At 72.2% G+C, this 20,831-nt stretch carries 19 protein-coding genes; 16 read left to right on the top strand and 3 right to left on the bottom strand.

Annotation, left to right across the window (positions count from 1 at the left end; translation table 11 throughout):
* Positions 1 to 55: 55 nt before the first annotated feature.
* Positions 56 to 802: a FadR/GntR family transcriptional regulator gene (locus ACFXDJ_RS17165; RefSeq protein ID WP_384849388.1), complete on the bottom strand. Its 747-nt coding sequence runs from the start codon at positions 800 to 802 to the stop codon at positions 56 to 58.
* Between the two features lie 77 nt (positions 803 to 879).
* Between ACFXDJ_RS17165 and ACFXDJ_RS17160 the strand changes: the two genes are divergently transcribed.
* The 4 genes from ACFXDJ_RS17160 to ACFXDJ_RS17145 all read left to right on the top strand — a co-directional run bounded on the left by ACFXDJ_RS17160 (position 880) and on the right by ACFXDJ_RS17145 (position 5,918).
* Positions 880 to 2,259: a glutamine synthetase family protein gene (locus ACFXDJ_RS17160; protein ID WP_384849385.1), complete on the top strand. Its 1,380-nt coding sequence runs from the start codon at positions 880 to 882 to the stop codon at positions 2,257 to 2,259.
* A gap of 34 nt (positions 2,260 to 2,293) precedes the next feature.
* Positions 2,294 to 3,664 (top strand): aldehyde dehydrogenase family protein, encoded by a 1,371-nt coding sequence (locus tag ACFXDJ_RS17155; RefSeq protein WP_384849382.1) that lies wholly within the window; start codon positions 2,294 to 2,296, stop codon positions 3,662 to 3,664.
* A gap of 4 nt (positions 3,665 to 3,668) precedes the next feature.
* Positions 3,669 to 4,463, top strand: coding sequence for a 3-oxoacyl-ACP reductase (locus ACFXDJ_RS17150; protein ID WP_384651313.1), 795 nt, complete (start codon positions 3,669 to 3,671; stop codon positions 4,461 to 4,463).
* Positions 4,464 to 4,619: 156 nt separating this feature from the next.
* Positions 4,620 to 5,918, top strand: coding sequence for a haloacid dehalogenase-like hydrolase (locus ACFXDJ_RS17145; protein WP_384849379.1), 1,299 nt, complete (start codon positions 4,620 to 4,622; stop codon positions 5,916 to 5,918).
* Between the two features lie 21 nt (positions 5,919 to 5,939).
* Here the strand turns inward: ACFXDJ_RS17145 and ACFXDJ_RS17140 are convergent, their stop codons facing one another.
* Positions 5,940 to 7,142 carry an amino acid deaminase/aldolase gene (locus ACFXDJ_RS17140; protein WP_384651309.1) on the bottom strand — a complete coding sequence of 401 codons (1,203 nt, stop codon included), beginning with the start codon at positions 7,140 to 7,142 and terminating at the stop codon, positions 5,940 to 5,942.
* Positions 7,143 to 7,372: 230 nt separating this feature from the next.
* Between ACFXDJ_RS17140 and ACFXDJ_RS17135 the strand changes: the two genes are divergently transcribed.
* The 4 genes from ACFXDJ_RS17135 to ACFXDJ_RS17120 all read left to right on the top strand — a co-directional run bounded on the left by ACFXDJ_RS17135 (position 7,373) and on the right by ACFXDJ_RS17120 (position 10,664).
* The gene (locus ACFXDJ_RS17135; protein WP_384651307.1) at positions 7,373 to 7,795 is read left to right on the top strand and encodes a hypothetical protein; all 423 of its coding nucleotides are present in this window, start codon (positions 7,373 to 7,375) and stop codon (positions 7,793 to 7,795) included.
* Between the two features lie 114 nt (positions 7,796 to 7,909).
* Entirely contained in the window at positions 7,910 to 8,683 is a 774-nt protein-coding gene (locus ACFXDJ_RS17130; protein WP_384849376.1) for a hypothetical protein, read from the top strand.
* Positions 8,680 to 9,909, top strand: a complete 1,230-nt coding sequence (gene mycP / locus ACFXDJ_RS17125; RefSeq protein ID WP_384849373.1) for a type VII secretion-associated serine protease mycosin — start codon at positions 8,680 to 8,682, stop codon at positions 9,907 to 9,909. Before ACFXDJ_RS17130 ends, mycP begins: the two co-directional genes overlap by 4 nt.
* A 2-nt stretch (positions 9,910 to 9,911) precedes the next feature.
* Positions 9,912 to 10,664 (top strand): SseB family protein, encoded by a 753-nt coding sequence (locus ACFXDJ_RS17120; protein WP_384849371.1) that lies wholly within the window; start codon positions 9,912 to 9,914, stop codon positions 10,662 to 10,664.
* On the opposite strand, the gene ACFXDJ_RS17115 is transcribed toward ACFXDJ_RS17120, so the two are convergent.
* Positions 10,642 to 11,013 (bottom strand): DUF1844 domain-containing protein, encoded by a 372-nt coding sequence (locus tag ACFXDJ_RS17115; RefSeq protein ID WP_371615064.1) that lies wholly within the window; start codon positions 11,011 to 11,013, stop codon positions 10,642 to 10,644. The two genes, ACFXDJ_RS17120 and ACFXDJ_RS17115, sit on opposite strands and share 23 nt — an antisense overlap.
* A gap of 322 nt (positions 11,014 to 11,335) precedes the next feature.
* Here ACFXDJ_RS17115 and infC point away from each other — a divergent pair, with 322 nt between their 5' ends.
* The 8 genes from infC to ACFXDJ_RS17075 all read left to right on the top strand — a co-directional run bounded on the left by infC (position 11,336) and on the right by ACFXDJ_RS17075 (position 20,792).
* The gene (gene infC / locus ACFXDJ_RS17110) at positions 11,336 to 12,103 is read left to right on the top strand and encodes a translation initiation factor IF-3 (protein WP_330295527.1); all 768 of its coding nucleotides are present in this window, start codon (positions 11,336 to 11,338) and stop codon (positions 12,101 to 12,103) included.
* 102 nt (positions 12,104 to 12,205) lie between these two features.
* Positions 12,206 to 12,400: a 50S ribosomal protein L35 gene (gene rpmI, locus ACFXDJ_RS17105; protein WP_030157249.1), complete on the top strand. Its 195-nt coding sequence runs from the start codon at positions 12,206 to 12,208 to the stop codon at positions 12,398 to 12,400.
* A gap of 103 nt (positions 12,401 to 12,503) precedes the next feature.
* Positions 12,504 to 12,890 carry a 50S ribosomal protein L20 gene (gene rplT, locus ACFXDJ_RS17100; RefSeq protein WP_330295526.1) on the top strand — a complete coding sequence of 129 codons (387 nt, stop codon included), beginning with the start codon at positions 12,504 to 12,506 and terminating at the stop codon, positions 12,888 to 12,890.
* A 125-nt stretch (positions 12,891 to 13,015) separates the two neighbouring features.
* Entirely contained in the window at positions 13,016 to 13,876 is an 861-nt protein-coding gene (locus ACFXDJ_RS17095) for a TrmH family RNA methyltransferase (RefSeq protein WP_384650361.1), read from the top strand.
* A gap of 55 nt (positions 13,877 to 13,931) precedes the next feature.
* Complete coding sequence (locus tag ACFXDJ_RS17090) at positions 13,932 to 15,155, top strand: ATP-binding protein (RefSeq protein WP_384650359.1); 1,224 nt, start codon at positions 13,932 to 13,934, stop codon at positions 15,153 to 15,155.
* A gap of 153 nt (positions 15,156 to 15,308) precedes the next feature.
* A complete protein-coding gene (pheS, locus tag ACFXDJ_RS17085; protein ID WP_384650357.1) occupies positions 15,309 to 16,436 on the top strand; it encodes a phenylalanine--tRNA ligase subunit alpha in 1,128 nt (375 codons plus the stop codon).
* Positions 16,436 to 18,964, top strand: coding sequence for a phenylalanine--tRNA ligase subunit beta (gene pheT / locus ACFXDJ_RS17080; protein ID WP_384650355.1), 2,529 nt, complete (start codon positions 16,436 to 16,438; stop codon positions 18,962 to 18,964). Before pheS ends, pheT begins: the two co-directional genes overlap by 1 nt.
* A gap of 490 nt (positions 18,965 to 19,454) precedes the next feature.
* On the top strand, positions 19,455 to 20,792 hold the full coding sequence (locus ACFXDJ_RS17075) for a transcriptional regulator (protein WP_384650353.1): 1,338 nt from the start codon (positions 19,455 to 19,457) through the stop codon (positions 20,790 to 20,792).
* Positions 20,793 to 20,831: the final 39 nt, after the last annotated feature.

Genomic DNA, 20,831 nt, shown 5'->3' with positions numbered 1-20,831 from the left:
GGTTACGAAAGCCTCTCTCTCGGCCCTCTCGGCTCCCTTGCCTCCCTCGCCCCTCTCAGGCCAGGAACCCCCTCAGCAGCGCCGCCGTGCCGCAGCAGTGCTCGCGCATCACCTCGCGCGCCGCGTCCGCGTCCCGCTCCAGAACCGCCTCCACCAGCACGCTGTGCTGCTGCTGCGAGTGCTCCAGGTTGCGCACCAGCAGCGGGATGCAGTCCAGCAGGTCGTTCACGGTGGCCCGGACGGCCGCGTACTGGGCCGTCAGCGTGGCCGATCCGGCGAGTTCGCACAGGGTGAGGTGGAAGAGCGTGTCCTGGCGGCGGTAGTCGGGCAGCGGGGCGTCATGGGTGGCGGTCAGTGCGGCCAGCAGCCGGTCGGCGTCCTTCTCCGACAGCCCCTGGGAGGCGCACAGGTCGGCCGCGCCGACCTCCAGGACCTCGCGGAAGCGCAGCACGTCCTCGATGTCCACGCCGGCGACCCGCCGCCTCAGCTCCTCCTCGGCTCCCCCGGCCGGGGTGTCGGGGCGGTGCAGCACAAACGTTCCGCCGTACCGCCCGCGCCGGGCCTCCACCAGGCCCTGGTCCTGGAGCACCTTCAGCACCTCGCGCAGCGTCACCCGGCTGATCCCCATCCGCTCGGCCAACTCGCGCTCGGGCGGCAGTCGTTCCCCGCCCGGCACCAGTCCGAGCCGGACCACCTGGAGGATCTGCTCCAGTGCCTCCTCGAAACCGTTGCCCGCCCGTACCTGTCGCAGTACGGGATTGAGCCGCGCGATCGCGCCGCCTTCGCTCGCCGTATCGGTCATGTGGGCTCCTCCCCTTCCCAAGCAATGGTTCTGTTCAATACCTTAGGCCTCCTCGGCTCACCGAAGGAGAGATTCCCGTGGTAGACCGCAAGCCGCCGCTTTCGACCGAGGAGCTCCGTGCTCTCGTCGCCAGCGGTGAGATCGACACAGTGGTCCTGGCCTTCCCCGACATGCAGGGGCGGCTCCAGGGCAAGCGGTTCGCCGCACAGTTCTTCCTCGACGAGGTCCTCGCGCACGGCACCGAGGGCTGCAACTACCTCCTCGCCGTCGACACGGACATGAACACCGTCGACGGGTACGAGATGTCCTCCTGGGACCGGGGCTACGGCGACTTCGCCATGCACCCCGACCTCGCCACTCTGCGCCGGATCCCCTGGAACCCGGGCAGCGCCTTCCTCCTCGCCGACCTCGCCTGGAACGACGGCTCGCCCGTGGTCGCCGCGCCCCGCCAGATCCTGCGCCGCCAGCTGGAGCGGCTCGCCGGGCACGGCTACACCGCGATGGTGGGCACGGAGCTGGAGTTCATGGTCTTCCAGGACACCTACGAGCAGGCCTGGAACTCCAACTACCGCGGCCTGACCCCCGCCAACCAGTACAACATCGACTACTCGGTCCTCGGGACCGGACGCATCGAACCCCTGCTGCGCCGCATCCGCAACGAGATGCAGGCCGCCGGCCTGATCGTGGAGTCGGCCAAGGGGGAGTGCAACCTCGGGCAGCACGAGATCGCCTTCCGCTACGACGAGGCGCTGACCACCTGCGACCAGCACGCCGTCTACAAGACCGGGGCCAAGGAGATCGCCTCCCAGGAAGGCGTCTCGCTCACCTTCATGGCCAAGTACGACGAGCGCGAGGGCAACTCCTGCCACATCCACCTCTCGCTCAACGATGCCGACGGACGCAACGCGATGGCCGGGGAAGGCCCCGACGCGCACGCTCACGGCGGTATGTCACCCGTTATGCGCCACTTCCTGGCCGGCCAGCTCGCCGCGCTGCGCGACTTCTCCCTTCTCTACGCCCCCAACATCAATTCGTACAAGCGTTTCCGGCCGGGATCCTTCGCGCCGACCGCCGTCGCCTGGGGCGTGGACAACCGGACCTGCGCGCTGCGCGTCGTCGGCCACGGCCGTTCCATGCGCTTCGAGAACCGCCTCCCCGGCGGCGACGTCAACCCCCACCTCGCCGTCGCGGGCCTGGTCGCGGCCGGGATCTACGGCATCGAGAACCGCCTGGAACTGCCCGATCCCTGCGCCGGCAACGCCTACACCGCCGACTACGCGCACGTCCCCACCACCCTGCGCGAGGCCGCCGAGCTCTGGGAGAACAGCGAGATCGCGAAGGCCGCCTTCGGCCCCGAAGTCGTCGCCCACTACCGGAACATGGCCCGCGTCGAACTGGACGCGTACGACTCCGCGGTGACCGACTGGGAGCTGCGCCGCTCCTTCGAACGCCTGTAACTCCCTTCGGAACGAGAAGTCTGTGAGGCATAGCGTGACCGCTGTCGATGCGCTGGAAGTCCTGAATCCGGCCACCGAGGAAATCGTCGCCGTCGTCCCGGCCGCCACACGGGACGACGTGGACGCCGCCGTCGTACGGGCCGCCGCGGCCCAGCGGATCTGGGCGGCCGCCGCCCCCGCCGACCGGGCCCGGCTGCTGCGCCGCTTCGCCGCGGTCGTCGACGGCCACATCGAGGAACTGGCACGGCTGGAGGTCCGCGAAGCCGGTCACACCATCGGCAACGCCCGCTGGGAGGCGGGCAACGTCCGCGACCTGCTCGACTTCGCCGCCGGCGGAGTGGAACGGCTCTCCGGCCGGCAGATCCCCGTCGCCGGCGGCATCGACGTCACCTTCCTCGAACCCCTCGGCGTCATCGGCGTGATCGCCCCGTGGAACTTCCCCATGCCGATCGCCGCCTGGGGCCTGGCCCCGGCCCTGGCCGCCGGCAACGCCGTCATCCTCAAGCCCGCCGAGACCACCCCGCTGACCGCCCTGCGCCTCGCTGAACTCGCCCTCGAAGCCGGGATCCCCGAGCACCTCTTCCAGGTGCTCCCCGGCCGCGGGGACGTCGCGGGCGACGCGCTCGTCGAACACCCCGGAGTCGCGAAGATCGTCTTCACCGGGTCCACCCGGGTCGGCAAGCAGATCATGGCCAAGTGCGCCGACCGGGTGAAGCGCGTCACCCTCGAACTCGGCGGCAAGAGCCCCAACATCGTCTTCGCGGACGCCGACCTCGAAGCGGCGGCCGCCGCGGCGCCCATGGCCTTCCTGGACAACACCGGGCAGGACTGCTGCGCCCGTACGCGGATCCTCGTACAGCGCTCCGCCTACGACCGGTTCATGGAGCTGCTGGCCCCCGGGATCGAGAACGTGGTCGTCGGGGACCCGCTCGACGAGAAGACGCAGATGGGCCCGCTGATCTCGCGGACCCAGCTGGACCGCGTACGGTCCTACGTCACCGACGACCTCACCGCGATCCGCGGCACCGCCCCCGAGGGCCCCGGCTTCTGGTACCCCCCGACCCTCATCACCGGCGTCGCCCCCACCGCGCCCGTGGCCGCAGAGGAGGTCTTCGGCCCGGTCGCCGTCGTCCTGCCGTTCGAGGACGAGGAGGACGCCGTACGCCTGGCCAACGCCACCGAATACGGCCTCTCCGGATCCCTGTGGACCCGCGACATCGGCCGCGCGCTGCGCGTCTCGCGCGCCGTCGCCGCGGGCAACCTGTCGGTCAACTCCCACAGCAGCGTCCGCTACTGGACCCCCTTCGGGGGCTACAAGCAGTCCGGGCTCGGCCGCGAGCTCGGACCCGACGCCCTCACCGCTTTCACCGAGACCAAGAACGTCTTCATCAGCACGGAGGCCTGAACCCATGTCCACTGAGCACACCGAAGAGATCGTCTGCCGCCGCCTGGTCGGCCGTACCGCCGTCATCACCGGCGCCGGCAGCGGCATCGGCCTCGCCACCGCCCGCCGGCTGGCCTCCGAGGGCGCCAACGTCGTCTGCGGGGACATCGACGAGACCGCGGGCAAGGCCGCGGCCGAAGAGGTCGGCGGCACCTTCGTGAAGGTGGACGTCACCAGCCCGGAGGAGGTCGAGGCCCTCTTCAAGACCGCCTTCGACACCTACGGCTCGGTCGACATCGCCTTCAACAACGCCGGCATCTCGCCCCCGGACGACGACTCGATCCTCACCACCGGCCTGGAGGCCTGGAAGCGGGTCCAGGACGTCAACCTCACCTCCGTCTACCTGTGCTGCAAGGCCGCACTGCCCTACATGCGGCGCCAGGGCCGCGGCTCCATCATCAACACCGCCTCCTTCGTGGCACGGATGGGCGCCGCCACCTCGCAGATCTCGTACACCGCCTCCAAGGGCGGCGTGCTCGCCATGTCCCGCGAGCTCGGCGTGCAGTTCGCCCGTGAGGGCATCCGTGTCAACGCGCTGTGCCCGGGGCCGGTCAACACCCCGCTGCTCCAGGAGCTGTTCGCCAAGGACCCGGAGCGGGCCGCCCGCCGGCTCGTGCACATCCCGCTGGGCCGGTTCGCCGAGCCCACCGAGATCGCCGCCGCCGTCGCCTTCCTCGCCAGCGACGACTCCTCCTTCATCAACGCCACCGACTTCCTGGTCGACGGCGGCATCTCCGGCGCGTACGTCACGCCCCTGTAGGCAGCACGGCACCACCACCAGCATCACCAGCACCATCAGCATCACCGGGCATTCACCCGGAAGCCATCCCCACGACAGCCGGGCGTCGCACGACGCCCGGCTGTCGTGCTCTAGCGTCCGAGATGATCTTCGTAGGAATCAGGAGTGTCCACCGCAGTGACCCGACCCGACACCGTGCGACGGCTCCAGGCCGTCGGCGCCGCCGTCGCGATAGCCGCCGGCACCCTCGTGGCCGCCGCGCCCGCAGCCCAGGCGGCCCGCACCGGCGCCCCGTGCACCACCCCCCAGCTCAAGGCCGGCTGGTACGGGGAAAACCAGGCCCGGCTCCAGCGGCTCATCGACGAATACGGCAAGTGCAACCCGTACCGGCCCGGCCGCGCCAAGCCCGTCGCCGTCTTCGACTGGGACAACACCGTCGTCAAGAACGACGTCGGCGACGCGACCATGTACTGGCTGCTGCGCAACGGCAAGATCCGCCAGCCCGCCAAGGGCGACTGGACCACCACCAGCCGCTACCTGACCCCGGCCGCAGTCAAGGCCCTGGCCGAGGCCTGCGGCGCCCTCGCCGAGCCCGGCGCCCCGCTGCCCACCGGCGCCCCTGAAGGCGTGGGCTGCGCCGACGAGCTGAACGCCGTCTACGGCGCCGCCGCGACCCGCGCGGCCGCGCCCGCCTTCGCCGGCTGGGACCACCGGACGATCGAGCCCGCCTACGCCTGGCTGCCGCAGCTCATGCAGGGCTGGACCGCCCGCGAGATCCGCGGCTTCGCCGCCGCCGCGCAGACCGAGAACCTGGCCGCGCCGGTCGATGCCAAGCAGCAGGTCGGCTCCACCACCGCCACCGGCTGGGTGCGCTACTACGACCAGCAGAAGGACCTCATCAACGGTCTGCGGAAGGCCGGCTTCGACGTCTGGATCAGCTCGGCCTCGCCGCAGCCGGTCGTCGAGGTGTGGGCCAAGGGCGTCGGCGTGGACCCCTCGCACGTCATCGGCATCCGCAACACCACCACGGACGGCGGGAAGTTCACCTCCCACCTCCAGGGCTGCGGGTCCGTCAAGGACGGCGAGGACACGCTGATCACGTACGTGGACGGCAAGCGCTGCTGGATCAACAAGCAGGTCTTCGGGGTCCGCGGCGCCGCGGCCGAGAAGGTCCAGCCGGCCGCCCGCCGCCAGGTGTTCGCCGCGGGCGACTCCGACACCGACGTCACGTTCCTGCGGGACGCGACCGCGCTGCGGCTCGTCGTCAACCGCAACAAGAACGAGCTGATGTGCCGCGCCTACGACAACAGCGACGGCAAGTGGATCGTGAACCCGATGTTCATCCAGCCGAAGAAGCAGAAGGCGGCCGCGTACCCCTGCGCCACCACCGGCTTCACCGGCCGCGACGGCACCCCGGGGCCCGTCCTGCGGGGCGACGCGAGCGTCATCCCCGACCAGACGGACACCGTCTTCTAACCGTCTTCCGAGCCGGACCGGTCACAGGAAGGTGCGGCCCTCGCCCCGGTAGGTCGGCGCGGTGGCCGTCACCCGGTCGCCCTCGACCAGGTGCAACTCGTCGAAGCGCTCGCACAGTTCGCCGGCCTTCGCGTGCCGGAACCAGACCCGGTCGCCGATCAGCAGATCGTCGGCCGGGCTGCCGAGCAGCGGGGTCTGCACCTCGCCCGCCCCCTCCTGGGGGTCGTAGCGCAGGCCCTGGGGGAGGTAGGGAACCGGCAGCCGGTCCGCGCCGGGCGCCCCGGAGGCCGGATAGCCGCCACCGAGCACCGTCACCACCCCGACGCCGGGCCGGCGCACCACCGGCTGGGCGAACAGCGCCGCCGGACGGCCGCTGAACGAGGTGTAGTTGTCGAACAACCGCGGTACGTAGAGCCCCGAACCGGCGGCGATCTCCGTGACCGCGTCCTCGGCGGCGGTCTGCTGCACGCTGCCGGTGCCGCCCCCGTTGACGAACTCCAGGTCCGGGACGACGGCGCGCACGGCCCGTACGGCCTCGGCCCGGCGGGCGGCCAGCTCCTTGCGGGCGGCGCTCTGCATCAGCTGGATGACCCGCGAGCGCACCGGACGCCCGGCGAGCGAGTCGCCGACCCCGGCCACGTGGCCCTCGTAGCCCATCAGTCCGACGACCCGGAAGCCGGGCCGGGAGACCACCGTACGGGCGAGTGCGGCGAGTTGGGCCGGCTCGCGCAGCGGGGAGCGGCGGGCGCCGACGCGCATCCTGCCGCCGAAGAGCTGCAGGGCGGTGTCCAGCTCCAGGCAGACCCGGATCTCCTGGGTCCCGCCGTCCCGGGCCCGGTCGATGAGCTCCAGCTGGGCGGGGTCGTCGATCATCACGGTCACCGCGCCGGCCAGCTTCGGATCGGCGGCGAGCTCGGCGAAACCGGCCCGGTCGGCCGACGGGTAGGCCAGCAGCACGTCCTCGAAACCGGAGCGGGCCAGCCAGATCGATTCGCCGAGGGTGTACGACATGATCCCGGCGAACCCGGGCCGGGCGAGGACCCGTTCGAGCAGCACGCGGCACCGTACGGACTTGCTCGCCACCCGGATCGGCTTCCCGCCGGCGCGCCGCACGAGGTCGTCGGCGTTGGCGTCGAACGCCTCCAGATCCACGAGGGCGAGCGGGGCGTCGAGGTGCGCGGTGGCCCGGTCGTATCGGGCCCGGTCGGCGGCGGGGGAGTTCATGGGCGGCAGCCTGCCAGATGGGTGTACCCGTGGGTAGGGGGCTGAGCGGGGTTCACAGGTTCCCGGGTTCCCGGCCAGGTCAGAGGCTCCAGGTGACGGACTGGTCAATGTTTGGTCTCGACCAGCGGATGCCCCATTTTGGCCGTTGAGACAGCCGTTCGAATGTGAGTACCCTCGCCCGTCCCCGGCCGACGTCCGGCGGGGAGTCACTATTCAGGGGGAAGCGCCAGATGGCGATCCGTAAGTCCACCATGCAGGAGCAGGTCGCACAGGCGATTCGCGAGATCGAGCCGACCGACCGTCCGGTGGTCACCTTCCACACCATCACCGGCCCGAGCCCCTGGCTGATGAACGAGCTCGGCCTGATCGGCCAGCTCTTCGTGAAGTACTACTTCGTCACGCTGACCGAGCAGGTCGTCGTCGTCCACCGCGCCTCCCGGGTCAGCAACCGCCCCAAGGAGCTCGTGCACGTCATCCCGCTCGCCGAGGCCCGCGACAAGGTCACCGACGTGAACCGCAACACCCTGTGGAGCTCCCTGCGCTTCCTCTTCCCGGGCGACGAGAAGCCGACCCGCCTGAACATCAACCGGTACTGGCGCAACGAGCTCGACCAGTTCGTACCGGCGCTGAGGGGCGATCAGGTCACCCAGTAGCAGACCACTCCGTGAGACCGTCCGCCCCCGCGGGCCCGCGCAGGCGGGTACGCGGGGGCGGACGCGTAAGGTTGGGGGCAGGCAGCCGTACGGAACGGGGGGCGGAGCCGCCGGATGAGCACGTCCACACCGCACGGCGAGGTCCTGTCCGCGCCCGACCGGCCCCCTGCCCCGCCCCGGCGGCGGCCCGGAAGGGTGTTCGCCGCCCTCGTGTGCGGGCTCCTGGGCCTCGGCCTCACCGGAGCCGCCGGCTACACCTCCGTCGCCGAACACCGTGCCGAGCAGCGGCCCCTGGCCGCCGGGGCCGCCTACCGCAAGGCCGCCTCCCTCTGGCACGACACCCCCGTCGACACCCTCTTCCCGCCGGTCCTCACCGGAGAGGACGCCGGGCCCGGCGGCGCCGACCGCACGTGGACCCGCATCGCGCTGGCCCCCGACGCCGGCTGCCCCGCCGCACTCGCCGCCGACTGGCAGGCCCTGCTCGCCGGAGCCGGCTGCACCCGCGTGCTCCGGGCCACCTACACCGACGCCACCCGCAGTTCGCTGGTCACCGTCGGCATGGTCTTCACCCCTGGCGACGCCGCCGCCATGAACGCCCTGCGCGGCCGGCTCACCCCGCCGCCCGGCTACGGATTCCCCGACGACCGGCGCGCCGCCTGGACCGCCTCCGTGCTCCCCGAGGCACCCGTCGTCGTCTACGGGGTCTCCGCGTTCGCCGACGGCCGGATCCTGGACGCCCCCCGCCCCGCCGAGGACACGATGGCCAAGGACGCCACCGGAGCCGTGGCCCAGGCGGGCCTCGGCCACGAGGCCATGGCCGTCGCCGACCAAGTGGCGCGCGGCGTACGGGCCCTCGCGGCCCCGCCCGCGCCGGAGCCGGGCCGATGAGCCGCGCGGGAGCCCGGCTGGTGAGCCGCGCGGGAGCCGGGCCGCTGCGGCGGCGGGGCGCCGCCGGCGCGGGGATCGTCCTCGGAGCCCTCCTCGTCGCCGTCGCCGTGCCCCCGGCCGCCGCCGACACCATCCGGGACCGCCAGTGGGGCCTGATGGCCCTGCGCGCCGAGGAGGCCTGGGGCACCACCCGGGGCAACGGGGTCACCGTCGCCGTCCTGGACACCGGGGTCGACTCCACCCACCCCGACCTGGCCGGCCAGGTCCTCGACGGAACCGACCTCGTCGGCATGGGCGCGGGCCGCGGCGACCGCGCCTGGGCCCGGCACGGCACCGCCATGGCCGGGATCATCGCCGGACACGGTCACGGCCCCAACCGCCGCGCGGGCGTCCTCGGCATTGCCCCCCAGGCGAAGATCCTCCCGGTCCGCGTGATCCTGGAGGAGGGCGACCCCGGCCGGGCCAAGGCCCGCGACAGCAAGGGCGGCGCCCTCGCCGAGGGGATCCGCTGGGCCGCCGACCACGGCGCCGACGTGATCAACCTGTCCCTCGGCGACGACAGCAGTTCCGCCCACCACGAGGCGGGCGAGGACGAGGCCGTCCAGTACGCCCTCGCCAAGGGGGTGGTCGTCGTCGCCTCCGCCGGCAACGGCGGCGAGCAGGGCGACCACGCCTCCTACCCGGCCGCCTACCCCGGGGTCATCGCCGTCGCGGCCGTCGACCGCAACGGCAAGAAGGCCTCCTTCTCCACGCGCAGCTGGTACGCCACCGTCAGCGCCCCCGGAGTCGACGTGGTCATCGCCGACCCCGACCGCTCCTACTACGAGGGCTGGGGCACCAGCGCCGCCTCCGCCTTCGTCTCCGGCGCGGTCGCCCTGGTCAGGTCCGCCCACCCCGGGCTGTCCCCGGCGCAGATCAAGAAGCTGCTGGAGAGCACCGCCTCCGACTCCCCGGCCGGCGGCCGCGACGACTCCCGCGGCTTCGGCCTGGTGGACCCGGCGGCCGCCCTCCAGGCCGCCGAGTCGCTGTCCGCCGAGCCGCCGCTCCCCGTGGCCGTCCCGGCCGGGCACCCCTACTTCGGCCCCGGCCCCGACCCGGTGCGCGGCCCCGAGCGCGGCGCCCGCCTCGGCGCCCCGGCGGGAGCCGCCGCGGGGCTGGCGCTGCTCGCGGTGGCCGCCGTACTGGCCCGGCGGCCCCGGGCCGCGCGGGGGGATAGGGTCGGGTAACTGTGGCGAACAAAAACATTCCGGACCCAGGCTTCTCCGACGACGACGGCTCCGCCGACCCCCGGCTGAGCGCGGCCCTGGCCGCCTGGGCCGAGGACAGGAGCACGGAGCCCGAGGTGCTGGCCGCCCTGAAGGGCGCCCGCCTGCTGGTGCCCGTCGTCGCCGTCCTCGGCGAGGTGGAGACCGACCCCGAGACCGGGCTGGGGCGCGAGAAGACCAGCGACATGGCCGTCCCCACCCTGCGCGCGGGGGACCGGCGGGCGCTGCCCGCCTTCACCTCCATCGCCTCGCTGGCCCGGTGGGACCCGGCCGCCCGCCCCGTGGCCGTCCCGCTGCACCAGGCCCTGGCCGCCGCGGCCCACGAGAAGGCCGACACCGTCGTCCTCGACCTGTCCGGGCCGGTCACCTACCAGCTCACCGGCCCGGCGCTGCTCGCGCTGGCCGAGGGCCGCACCGACGCCGGGCCGCTGGCCGACCCCGCCGTGCGCGAGGCGGTACGGGCCGTCGTGGCCGCGGAGCCGGCCGTGCTCGGCGCCCACCTGGGCCCCGGCGGCGAGGACGCCGACGGCACCCTGGCCATCGTGCTGGCCGCGGGGCCCGGGGCTCCGGCCGCGGCCCGGCGGGTCGCGGAGGCCCTCGCCGGTGACCGGACCCTGCGCGCACGCCTCGTAGGAGGGCTGGACCTGGCGCTGCTCCCGGAGGGGGCGCCGGTTCCGCCGTTCTACGGGATGGTTACGAGTACACGGGCCCCGTGAACTTCTCGCCCGGCCCCTGGCCCGGCTCGTCCGGCACCAGCGAGGCCTCGCGGAAGGCGAGCTGGAGGGACTTCAGGCCGTCGCGCAGCGGGGCGGCGTGGAAGGAGCTGATCTCGGTGGCGCTCGCGGTGACCAGGCCGGCCAGGGCGTTGATCAGCTTGCGGGCCTCGTCGAGGTCCTTGTGTTCGGAGTCCGGCTTGTCCAGGCCCAGGTTGACCGCCGCCGCACTGAGCAGGTGGACGGCCACCGTGGTGATGACCTCGACCGCCGGCACGTCCGCGATGTCGCGGGTCATGTCGTCGTAGTCGGGGGATTCGTGAGTGGAACCGGAGGGCGTCGCGTCAGTCATGTGCCACACGATATGCCGTGCGGCAGGCTTGCAACGCGGGTGCTAGTATGTACTTCGACCGGCCGGACACTTATGTGCACGGCCCACAAGTGGAGGCTCCGATTCTCCCACCCGACCACCCTCACGGGAGGCGGGTCACCGGTCAGGTGGCATCCATCGTTCCGTACGGACGATGGAAAGCTGCCCGAGTCTGCGCCCCGCGGTTCGCACGCGACGGTGCTCCGGTTGTATTGGAGCCCCCGCCTGTGCCCGGCGGGGCTTTTTTCATTCCCGCCGCGGTCGGTCTGACGGAAAAACGTCAGCGGCTGTCCTCCAGGCAGCCGTGTGGTGCTACCGAGGAGGATCCATCAGCACCGAGCCCCGCATCAACGACCGGATTCGCGTTCCCGAGGTACGACTCGTCGGCCCGAGCGGCGAGCAGGTCGGCATCGTGCCGCTTGCCAAGGCGCTCGAACTTGCGCAGGAGTACGACCTCGACCTGGTCGAGGTCGCGGCGTCCGCACGCCCGCCGGTCTGCAAGCTCATGGACTACGGCAAGTTCAAGTACGAGTCGGCCATGAAGGCCCGTGAGGCGCGCAAGAACCAGGCGCACACGGTCATCAAGGAAATGAAGCTCCGGCCGAAGATCGACCCGCACGACTATGACACCAAGAAGGGTCACGTCGTTCGGTTCCTCAAGCAGGGCGACAAGGTCAAGATCACGATCATGTTCCGTGGTCGCGAGCAGTCCAGGCCGGAACTCGGCTACCGACTGCTGCAGCGCCTCGCTTCGGACGTCGAGGACCTCGGGTTCATCGAGTCGAACCCGAAGCAGGACGGCCGAAACATGATCATGGTTCTCGGTCCGCACAAGAAGAAGACCGAGGCGATGGCCGAAGCCCGCGAGGCGCAGGCCGCCCGCAAGGCCGAGCGCCAGGGTGTCGCGGTCAGCGACGAGAGTGGCGACGAGGCTGCTGCAGCCGACGCCGCGCTCGAAGCCGAGAACGCGGCCCTCGAAGCCGAGGACGTGGACGCCGAGGACGCCTCCGACGAGGCGACCGACGCCCCCGACGAGGCAGCTGCCTCTCACGAGGCTCCTGCCGAGGCCTGATTCCGAGGCAGCCCGTCTCGGATCACCGACACAACATGACGCTCCCGAGCCGGTCCCGAGCAGGACCGGTGGGGACGTTACCGACGAGGAGATAACGGCGCTATGCCGAAGAACAAGACGCACAGCGGGACCAAGAAGCGCTTCAAGATCACCGGCTCCGGCAAGGTGCTCCGCGAGCGCGCCGGCAAGCGCCACCTGCTCGAGCACAAGTCGTCCCGTGTCACCCGTCGCCTCACCGGCACCGCGGAGATGGCCCCCGGCGACGCCGCGAAGATCAAGAAGCTTCTCGGCAAGTGACGCCTCTCCGCTCCCCGTTCGCGGGAGCGGGACGTCACGACCGGGACCCCATCGAATTCGGGCCGTGTGAAGAACACCACGGCCCCGCTACAAGGAGTTAAAAGTGGCACGCGTCAAGCGGGCAATCAACGCCCACAAGAAGCGCCGGGCAATCCTCGAGGCGGCCAAGGGCTACCGCGGTCAGCGTTCGCGCCTGTACCGCAAGGCCAAGGAGCAGGTCACCCACTCGCTGGTCTACAACTTCAACGACCGCAAGAAGCGCAAGGGCGACTTCCGTCAGCTGTGGATCCAGCGCATCAACGCTGCTGCCCGCCAGAACGGCATGACGTACAACCGCCTCATCCAGGGTCTGAAGGCCGCCAACATCGAGGTGGACCGCAAGATCCTCGCCGAGCTGGCCGTCAACGACGCCAACGCGTTCGCCGCGCTGGTCGAGGTTGCGCAGAAGGCCCTTCCGGCCGACGTCAACGCCCCGAAGGTCGCTGCCTAAGCAGCACGCCTTCAAGGCCGCAGTAACGCAGTAACTTGCCCGGACCCGCAGGCCTCGCGCCTGCGGGTCCGGTGCGTTGTCCGACGAGTTCCACCCGCAGTACGCACGGAAGCGAGCCGACCGCCATGGGCACCCCCGCCGAGCTGATCTCCCCCCGGTCCACCCGGGTGGCCGCCGCCAGGCGACTGGCGCGCCGCAACTTCCGCACCAAGGAACGCCGGTTCATCGCCGAGGGCCCGCAGGCCGTGCGCGAGGCCGTCGAGCACCGGGGCGCCGGGGGCGCCTCGACCCTGATCGAGCTGTTCGCCACCGTCGAGGCCGCCGAGCGCTACTCCGACATCGTCGACGCCGCGCTCGCCGCCGGGGCCCGCGTCCACTACGCCTCCGACGAGGTGCTCGCCGAGGTCTCGCAGACCGTGACCCCGCAGGGCCTCGTGGGCGTCTGCCACTTCCTCGACTCGCCCTTCGAGGAGATCCTCAAGGCCGGGCCGAAGCTGGTCGCCGTCCTCGCGCACGTCCGCGACCCCGGCAACGCCGGTACGGTGCTGCGCTGCGCGGACGCCGCCGGAGCCGACGCGGTGGTGCTGACCGACGCCTCCGTGGACCTGTACAACCCCAAGTCCGTACGGGCCTCCGTGGGCTCCCTCTTCCACCTCCCGGTGGCCGTCGGCGTGCCCGTCGAGCAGGCCGTGGAGGGGCTGCGCGCGGCCGGTGTGCGGATCCTCGCCGCCGACGGGGCCGGTGACGAGGACCTCGACGCCGAGCTGGACGCGGGCACCATGGGCGGGCCCTCGGCCTGGATCTTCGGCAACGAGGCCTGGGGCCTGCCCGAGGAGACCCGGGCGCTCGCCGACGCGGTGGTACGGGTCCCGATCCACGGCAAGGCCGAGAGCCTGAACCTCGCGACGGCCGCCGCCGTGTGCCTCTACGCCTCCGCTCGTGCACAGCGGGCGCCCGGAGGGTGCCGCTCTGTGACCCCCAGCTAGTAATGTGGCGGCCCGGGGGCCCACTGCGGTACTCGGAGATGTGGGGTACGGGGACATGACCGTCGGTACGAACAGCTCGCCGGGGTCCGCCAAGGCGGCCGGCACACCGGTCCTGGCGGCCGTGCCCCAGCGGGCCGAGACGGCCCGGGTACCCGCCCAGCCCGCGCACGCACGCCCCGTAGGCGTAGGCGAGGTGCCCGGGGAGTTCGCCGTGCTCGGGATCGACCCCGACGATCTGCCCGACGGGCTCGTCATCGCCGATGCCACCGGCCGGGTGGTCTGCTTCAACTCCGCCGCCGCGCGCATCACCGCCCTCCCGGCGGACGAGGCCATCGGGGCGGGCATCGAGCAGGCGCTCCCGCTGGAGGACCTCGAAGGCCGCCGCTGGTGGGCGCTGACCGACCCCTACGGGGGGCTGCTGACCCGGCGCGGACAGCCCGAGCGCAACCTGCTGCTCCCCGGCGGCCGCGAGGTGCTGGTCTCCGCCCGGTACGTGCGCACGCACCCCAGGGGCCCGCTGAGCCGCCTCGTGGTCACCCTGCGCGGCACCGAGGCCCGGCGGCGCACCGAGCGCAGCCACGCCGAGCTGATCGCCACCGTCGCGCACGAGCTGCGCTCCCCGCTGACCTCGGTCAAGGGGTTCACGGCGACCCTGCTCGCCAAGTGGGAGCGGTTCACCGACGACCAGAAGCGGCTGATGCTGGAGACCGTCGACGCCGACGCCAACCGCGTCACCCGGCTCATCGCCGAGCTCCTCGACATCTCCCGCATCGACTCGGGCCGGCTGGAGGTCCGCCGCCAGCCCGTCGACATGGCCACCGCGGTCGGCCGGCACGTCCAGGCGCTCATCGCGAACGGTCAGGTCCCGGAGCGATTCCTCATGAGTGTGAGCCGCCCGCTACCCGATCTGTGGGCGGACCCGGACAAAATTGACCAGATCCTCGGTAACCTGCTCGAAAATGCGGTGCGACACGGCGAGGGAACGGTCACCATCGACGTAGCGCCGACCAGCTTCGCGAACGCCGCGGGGAAGACCGAGAAGGGAACCGCCGTCACCGTGACCGATGAGGGCCCCGGGATCCCCGAGGAGTCGATGGGCCGCGTCTTCACCCGCTTCTGGCGGGGCAGCAAGCGCGGCGGCACCGGCCTGGGCCTGTACATCGTCAAGGGGATCGTGGAAGCCCACGGCGGCACCATCAGGGTCGGCCGCGGCCCCGGCGGCGGGGCCGAGTTCCGATTTATCCTGCCCGTCGCCGCCCCGGCGTACCTCACGCAGTAGACCTGCGGAGCGTCTCACCGGGAAGCCCGACGGGCCCCTTCACCCCCAGCGGCCTTTAGACTCGACCTTTGGCACCTTTGTGTCCTTGTGCCGAGCGCGTCGTGCGTGTCGCGCGGGGGACCCACCAGCCAGCCATCGGAAGTACGGGAAGAGATGTCGGCACCGAACAAGTCGTACGACCCTGTTGAGGTCGAGGCACTGAAACCGGAAGAGATCGAGCGCATGCGGGACGAGGCGCTCGCCGCCTTCGCCTCCGCCGGTGACCTCGACGAGCTCCGCGAGGCGAAGACGGCGCACATGGGCGACCGCTCGCCCCTGGCGCTCGCCAACCGTGAGATCGGCGCGCTCCCGCCACAGGCCAAGGCCGCGGCGGGCAAGATCGTGGGCCAGGCCCGCGGTGCCGTGAACAAGGCCTTCGGGGCCCGCACGGTCGCGCTCGAAGCCGAGCGGGACGAGCGGGTGCTGGTCGAGGAGGCAGTGGACGTCACGCTGCCCTACGACCGGGTTCCGGCCGGCGCCCGGCACCCCCTGACCACGCTGATGGACCGCATCGCGGACATCTTCGTGGCCATGGGGTACGAGGTCGCGGAGGGCCCCGAGGTCGAGGCGGAGTGGTTCAACTTCGACGCCCTCAACTTCACGCCCGACCACCCGGCACGCCAGATGCAGGACACCTTCTTCGTCAAGGGCCCCGAGGGGACCGAAGGCGACGAGTCCGGCGTCGTGCTGCGCACCCACACCTCCCCGGTGCAGGCGCGCTCGCTGCTGGAGCGCAAGCCCCCCGTCTACATCGTCTGCCCGGGGCGGGTGTACCGCACCGACGAGCTCGACGCGACGCACACCCCGGTCTTCCACCAGGTCGAGCTGCTCGCCGTGGACGAGGGCCTGACCATGGCGGACCTCAAGGGCACCATGGACCACATGGTCCAGGAGCTGTTCGGCGAGGGCACCACCACGCGCCTGCGCCCGCACTTCTTCCCCTTCACCGAGCCGTCCGCCGAAATGGACATGCAGTGCTACGTGTGCCGGGGCGAGTCGGTGGGCAACCCCGACCGTCCGTGCCGCACCTGCTCCAGCGAGGGCTGGATCGAGCTCGGCGGCTGCGGCATGGTCAACCCCAAGGTGCTCATCGCCTGCGGTGTGGACCCGGAGAAGTACAGCGGGTTCGCCTTCGGGTTCGGCATCGAGCGGATGCTGATGTTCCGCCACAACGTCGAAGACATGCGAGACATGGTCGAGGGTGACATCCGTTTCACCCGGCCGTTCGGGATGGAGATCTGATGCGGGTCCCGCTTTCTTGGCTGCGGGAGTACGTCGACCTCCCCGCGGGTGAAACCGGTCGCGACGTCGCGACGAAGCTCGTCGACGCCGGCCTCGAGGTCGAGACCGTCGAGCAGCTCGGCGGCGGGCTCAAGGGCCCGCTCGTCGTCGGCCAGGTGCTGACCATCGAGGAGCTCGAAGGCTTCCGCAAGCCGATCCGCTTCTGCACGGTGGACGTCGGCCAGGCCAACGGCACCGGCCTGCCGCAGGAGATCGTCTGCGGCGCCCGGAACTTCTCCGTCGGCGACAAGGTCGTCGTGGTCCTGCCCGGCGCGGTGCTGCCCGGCGACTTCGCGATCGCCTCGCGCGAGACCTACGGCCGCACCTCGCACGGCATGATCTGCTCCGGCGACGAGCTGGGCATGGGCGACGACGGCACGCACGGCATCATCGTGCTGCCGCACGAGCACGAGGTCGGCACCGACGCGATCAAGCTCCTGGAGCTGGTCGACGAGGTCCTCGACATCGACATCACCCCGGACCGCGGCTACTGCATGTCCATGCGCGGTGTGGCCCGCGAGGCCGCCACCGCGTACGGCCTGCCGCTGCGCGACCCGGCGCTGCTCGACGTGCCCGCGCCGAACTCGTACGGCTACGCCGTGAAGATCGACGACCCGCAGGGCTGCGACCGCTTCACCGCGCGCACCGTGACCGGTCTCGACCCCGAGGCGCGCTCCCCGATCTGGCTCACGCGCCGCCTCCAGAAGGCGGGCATGCGCCCGATCTCGCTCGCCGTCGACATCACCAACTACGTGATGCTGGAGCTCGGCCAGCCGCTGCACGCCTACGACCGCTCGCGCATCGACGGCGCCATCGGCGTCCGCCGTGCCGAGCAGGGCGAGAAGTTCACCACCCTCGACGGGGTCAAGCGCACGCTCGACGCCGAGGACCTGGTGATCACCGACAACAGCGGCCCGATCGGGCTCGCCGGTGTCATGGGCGGCGCCAACACCGAGATCGCCGACTCCGTCACCGACCCGGCGACCGGCGTGGTCACCGGCACCACCGAGGTGGTCGTGGAGGCCGCGCACTTCGACTCCGTGTCGATCTCGCGCACCGCCCGCCGCCTCAAGCTGTCCTCCGAGGCCTCCAAGCGCTTCGAGCGCGGTGTGGACCCGCAGGCCGCCGCCGCGGCCGCGCAGCGCACCGTGGACATGCTCGTCCTGCTCGCCGGCGGTACCGCCGAGGCCGGGGTCACCGAGCTCACCGCCCCGGGCGCCCCGCGCACCATCGCGATGAGCGCGGACCACCCCGACCGGGTCGCCGGCATGGAGTACGGCCGCGAGACCGTCGTACGCCGCCTCCAGGAGGTCGGCTGCGACGTCTACGGCCAGGACGAGCTCGTCGTCACCGTCCCCTCGTGGCGGCCCGACCTCGCCGAGCCCAACGACCTCGCCGAAGAGGTCATCCGGCTGGAGGGCTACGGGAACCTCCCGTCCACCCTCCCGCAGGTGCCCTCCGGCCGCGGTCTGACCGCCCGGCAGCAGCTGCACCGCCGGGTGGGCCGCGCGCTGGCCGGCGCGGGCTACGTGGAGGCGCTCAGCTATCCCTTCATCGGGGAGGGCGTCTTCGACCAGCTCCAGCTGTCCGCGCACGACGCTTCCCGCCAGGTCGTCAAGCTGGTCAACCCGATCTCCGACGAGGAGCCGGCGCTGCGCACCACGCTGCTGCCGGGTCTGCTCGGCGCGCTGCGCCGCAACGACAGCCGGGGCAGCCACGACCTCGCCCTCTTCGAGACCGGCTCGGTCTTCCGGGCCGCCGCTCAGCCGGGCGTCGCCGTACGGCTGCCCGTCGACCGGCGTCCCACGGACGAGGAGATCGCCACCCTGAACGCGGCCCTGCCCGCGCAGCCGCGCTACGCCGCGGTCGTGCTGGCCGGGGCCCGCGAGCAGGCCGGCTGGTGGGGCAAGGGCCACCCGGCCGACTGGGCCGACGCGGTCCAGGCGGCGCGCTCGCTGGCCGTCGAGGCCGGTGCGGAGCTGGTGGTCCGCCAGGGCCAGTACGGCCCCTGGCACCCGGGCCGCTGCGCCGAGCTGATCGTCACCCTCGACGGGGTGGAGACGGTCATCGGCCACGCCGGTGAACTCCACCCGCGCGTGGTCAAGGCGATGGGCCTGCCGGCCCGCACCAGTGCGATGGAGCTCGACCTGGACCGCCTCGCGGCGGCCGGCGGCGAGGCCCTCCAGGCGCCCCGGATCTCCTCCTTCCCGGTGGCGACCCAGGACGTGGCGCTGATCGTCGACGCGTCGGTTCCGGCCGCCACGGTCGAGGCGGCGCTGCGCAAGGGCGCCGGTGAACTGCTGGAGTCGCTGCGGCTGTTCGACGTCTTCGAGGGCGAGCAGGTGGGCGAGGGCAAGAAGTCCCTGGCCTATGCGCTGCGCTTCCGGGCGGCCGACCGCACGCTGACCGCCGAGGAGTCCACGGCGGCCCGTGACGCGGCGGTTGCCCTGGCCGGTGAGCGGACGGGAGCCGTGCTGCGCGGAGCGTAGCCGCTCCTCAGTAGCGCCGAGGGGGTGCATCCCGATCACGGGGTGCACCCCCTCACCCGTTCCACAGGTGGCTGGGCTGCCCTGCGGGGCTGGATTCGGAGGGGGCGCGGACGTCCGCGCGGCTGGGTCGTGGGCGTCCGCGCCCTGTGAAGGGACCACGCGGGCCGGGCCCGGTGGGTGGGCCCGGCGCGCGTTCGGTCCGGCTCGGCGGGGTCCGGCGACCAACCGGGCCCCGGCGGAGCCGAAGCGCGCCGCCCGCCTGCCGTGGAGTGTCGGGCAGACAACAGGACGGGCGGCGCGGTTTGCGGGTCGTCGCACTGTACGAGGGGGAGCCGACGACCCGGGCTACCTCTTGGCGAGGCCCTTAAGTGAAGCGCCCGGACGGGCCCGCGCGGCAGGGTGCGTATCGCATTTATGCGCGTACTCCGTTCGCACCCCGTGTGAAGCACGCACCCACTAGCCTGGGGACGACGAGCCCTTGGAGCGGCCCATGCAGCCCAATGCCCTGCTCGACGCCCTCCTCGCCGAGGCGGGAATGTCCCACGCAGGACTCGCCGCGCACGTGAACCAGGCGGGCCGTACCCGCGGACTGGCCCTGCGCTACGAACACACCGCCGTGACCCGGTGGTTGAAGGGGCAGAGGCCCCGCGGCCAGGTCCCCGACCTGATCTGCGAGGTGATCGGGGGCCGGCTGCGGCGCTCGCTCTCCCTCGACGACGTGGGGTTCGGCGTGCCCGGCCAGGGCGCCGATCCGCACGGGTCCCCCCTTAGCGGGTTCGTCGACCGTGCGGCCGCCCTGTGGCGTTCCGACGGCAACGGCCGTCAGTGTACCGACGCCGGAGCCGTCACCGGTACGCCCGCCGTGATCCCGGTGTGGGAGTGGGAGAACCCGCCGGAGGACGCCGACGTGTCCCGCGAGGGGCCCACCCGGGTCGGACCCGAGCACATCGAGATCCTGCGGGCCGCCCGCGCGCACTACGAGCTGATGTACCGCCGGGCCGGCGGCGTGGCCACCCGTGACCGGATCGTCCGCTTCCTCGGCACCGAGACCGCCCCGATGCTGCGCGGCAGTTACTCCGACGGCCTCGGCCGCAGCCTGCACCGGGCGAGCGGTTCCCTGGTGGCGGTGGCGGGGATCTGCGCGTACGACTCGGACGCGCACGGGCTGGCCCAGCGGTACTTCCACCAGGCCCTGCGCCTCGCCAAGGCGAGCGGGGACCGGGGGCTGGGGGCGTACGTGATCGCGCTGATCGTCAACCAGTCCCTGCACCTGCGGGAGTTCCGCCAGGCCGTGGCCTTCGCCGAGGCCGCCCTGCGCGCGGCGGGCGGGCACACCACCCCGGCGCTGGCCGCCGATCTGTACGCCATGCAGGCCAAGGCGTACGCCCAACTCGGGGACACGGCCGCCGCGTTGGCCTGCATCCGCAACGCCGAGGCGGCCGCGGAGCGGATCCGGCCCGGCACGGAGCCCGACGAGACGGGGTACGTGCAGCCCGGGCTGGTCAACGTACAGGTGGCCGAGGCGCTGCTGGGGATGGGGGACCTTCGGGCGGCCCACGAGCAGGCCGCGGCGGCGGTGGGAACCCCCGCGCACGACCGGGGCCGCGTGCACCGCCTCGCGATGCTGTGCGAGATCCAGTTGCGCCAGGGCGAGGCCGACCAGGCGGTGGCCTCGGCGGCGGAGATGGCCGAGAGGGCCAAGGGGATGGAGTCGCTGCGGCTGCGCGACCGGCTGCGCGCGGTCCGCGAACAGCTGCTGACCAGCGGTTGTGCGGGCGCGGAGGAGACCGCGGAGCTCATCGACGGAGCGCTGCGCGTTCCCCTGTGACCGGGTGAACTGCTGCCATGTTGCCACCTACTCGATCGG

It is taken from the genome of Streptomyces sp. NPDC059443, assembly GCF_042750105.1.
Taxonomy (GTDB): Bacteria; Actinomycetota; Actinomycetes; order Streptomycetales; family Streptomycetaceae; genus Streptomyces.
This window is presented reverse-complemented; position numbering and strand designations above follow the sequence as displayed.

What these genes read in the sequence shown, in the direction of transcription:
- rpmI (WP_030157249.1), top strand. Translation starts at nt 12,206, where the DNA reads ATGCCGAAGAACAAGACGCACAGCGGGACCAAGAAGCGCTTCAAGATC.
- ACFXDJ_RS17150 (WP_384651313.1), top strand. Translation starts at nt 3,669, where the DNA reads ATGTCCACTGAGCACACCGAAGAGATCGTCTGCCGCCGCCTGGTCGGC.
- ACFXDJ_RS17075 (WP_384650353.1), top strand. Translation starts at nt 19,455, where the DNA reads ATGCAGCCCAATGCCCTGCTCGACGCCCTCCTCGCCGAGGCGGGAATG.
- ACFXDJ_RS17165 (WP_384849388.1), bottom strand. Translation starts at nt 802, where the DNA reads ATGACCGATACGGCGAGCGAAGGCGGCGCGATCGCGCGGCTCAATCCC.
- pheS (WP_384650357.1), top strand. Translation starts at nt 15,309, where the DNA reads ATGTCGGCACCGAACAAGTCGTACGACCCTGTTGAGGTCGAGGCACTG.
- ACFXDJ_RS17135 (WP_384651307.1), top strand. Translation starts at nt 7,373, where the DNA reads ATGGCGATCCGTAAGTCCACCATGCAGGAGCAGGTCGCACAGGCGATT.
- ACFXDJ_RS17095 (WP_384650361.1), top strand. Translation starts at nt 13,016, where the DNA reads ATGGGCACCCCCGCCGAGCTGATCTCCCCCCGGTCCACCCGGGTGGCC.
- mycP (WP_384849373.1), top strand. Translation starts at nt 8,680, where the DNA reads ATGAGCCGCGCGGGAGCCCGGCTGGTGAGCCGCGCGGGAGCCGGGCCG.
- ACFXDJ_RS17130 (WP_384849376.1), top strand. Translation starts at nt 7,910, where the DNA reads ATGAGCACGTCCACACCGCACGGCGAGGTCCTGTCCGCGCCCGACCGG.
- ACFXDJ_RS17140 (WP_384651309.1), bottom strand. Translation starts at nt 7,142, where the DNA reads ATGAACTCCCCCGCCGCCGACCGGGCCCGATACGACCGGGCCACCGCG.
- pheT (WP_384650355.1), top strand. Translation starts at nt 16,436, where the DNA reads ATGCGGGTCCCGCTTTCTTGGCTGCGGGAGTACGTCGACCTCCCCGCG.
- ACFXDJ_RS17115 (WP_371615064.1), bottom strand. Translation starts at nt 11,013, where the DNA reads ATGACTGACGCGACGCCCTCCGGTTCCACTCACGAATCCCCCGACTAC.
- ACFXDJ_RS17090 (WP_384650359.1), top strand. Translation starts at nt 13,932, where the DNA reads ATGACCGTCGGTACGAACAGCTCGCCGGGGTCCGCCAAGGCGGCCGGC.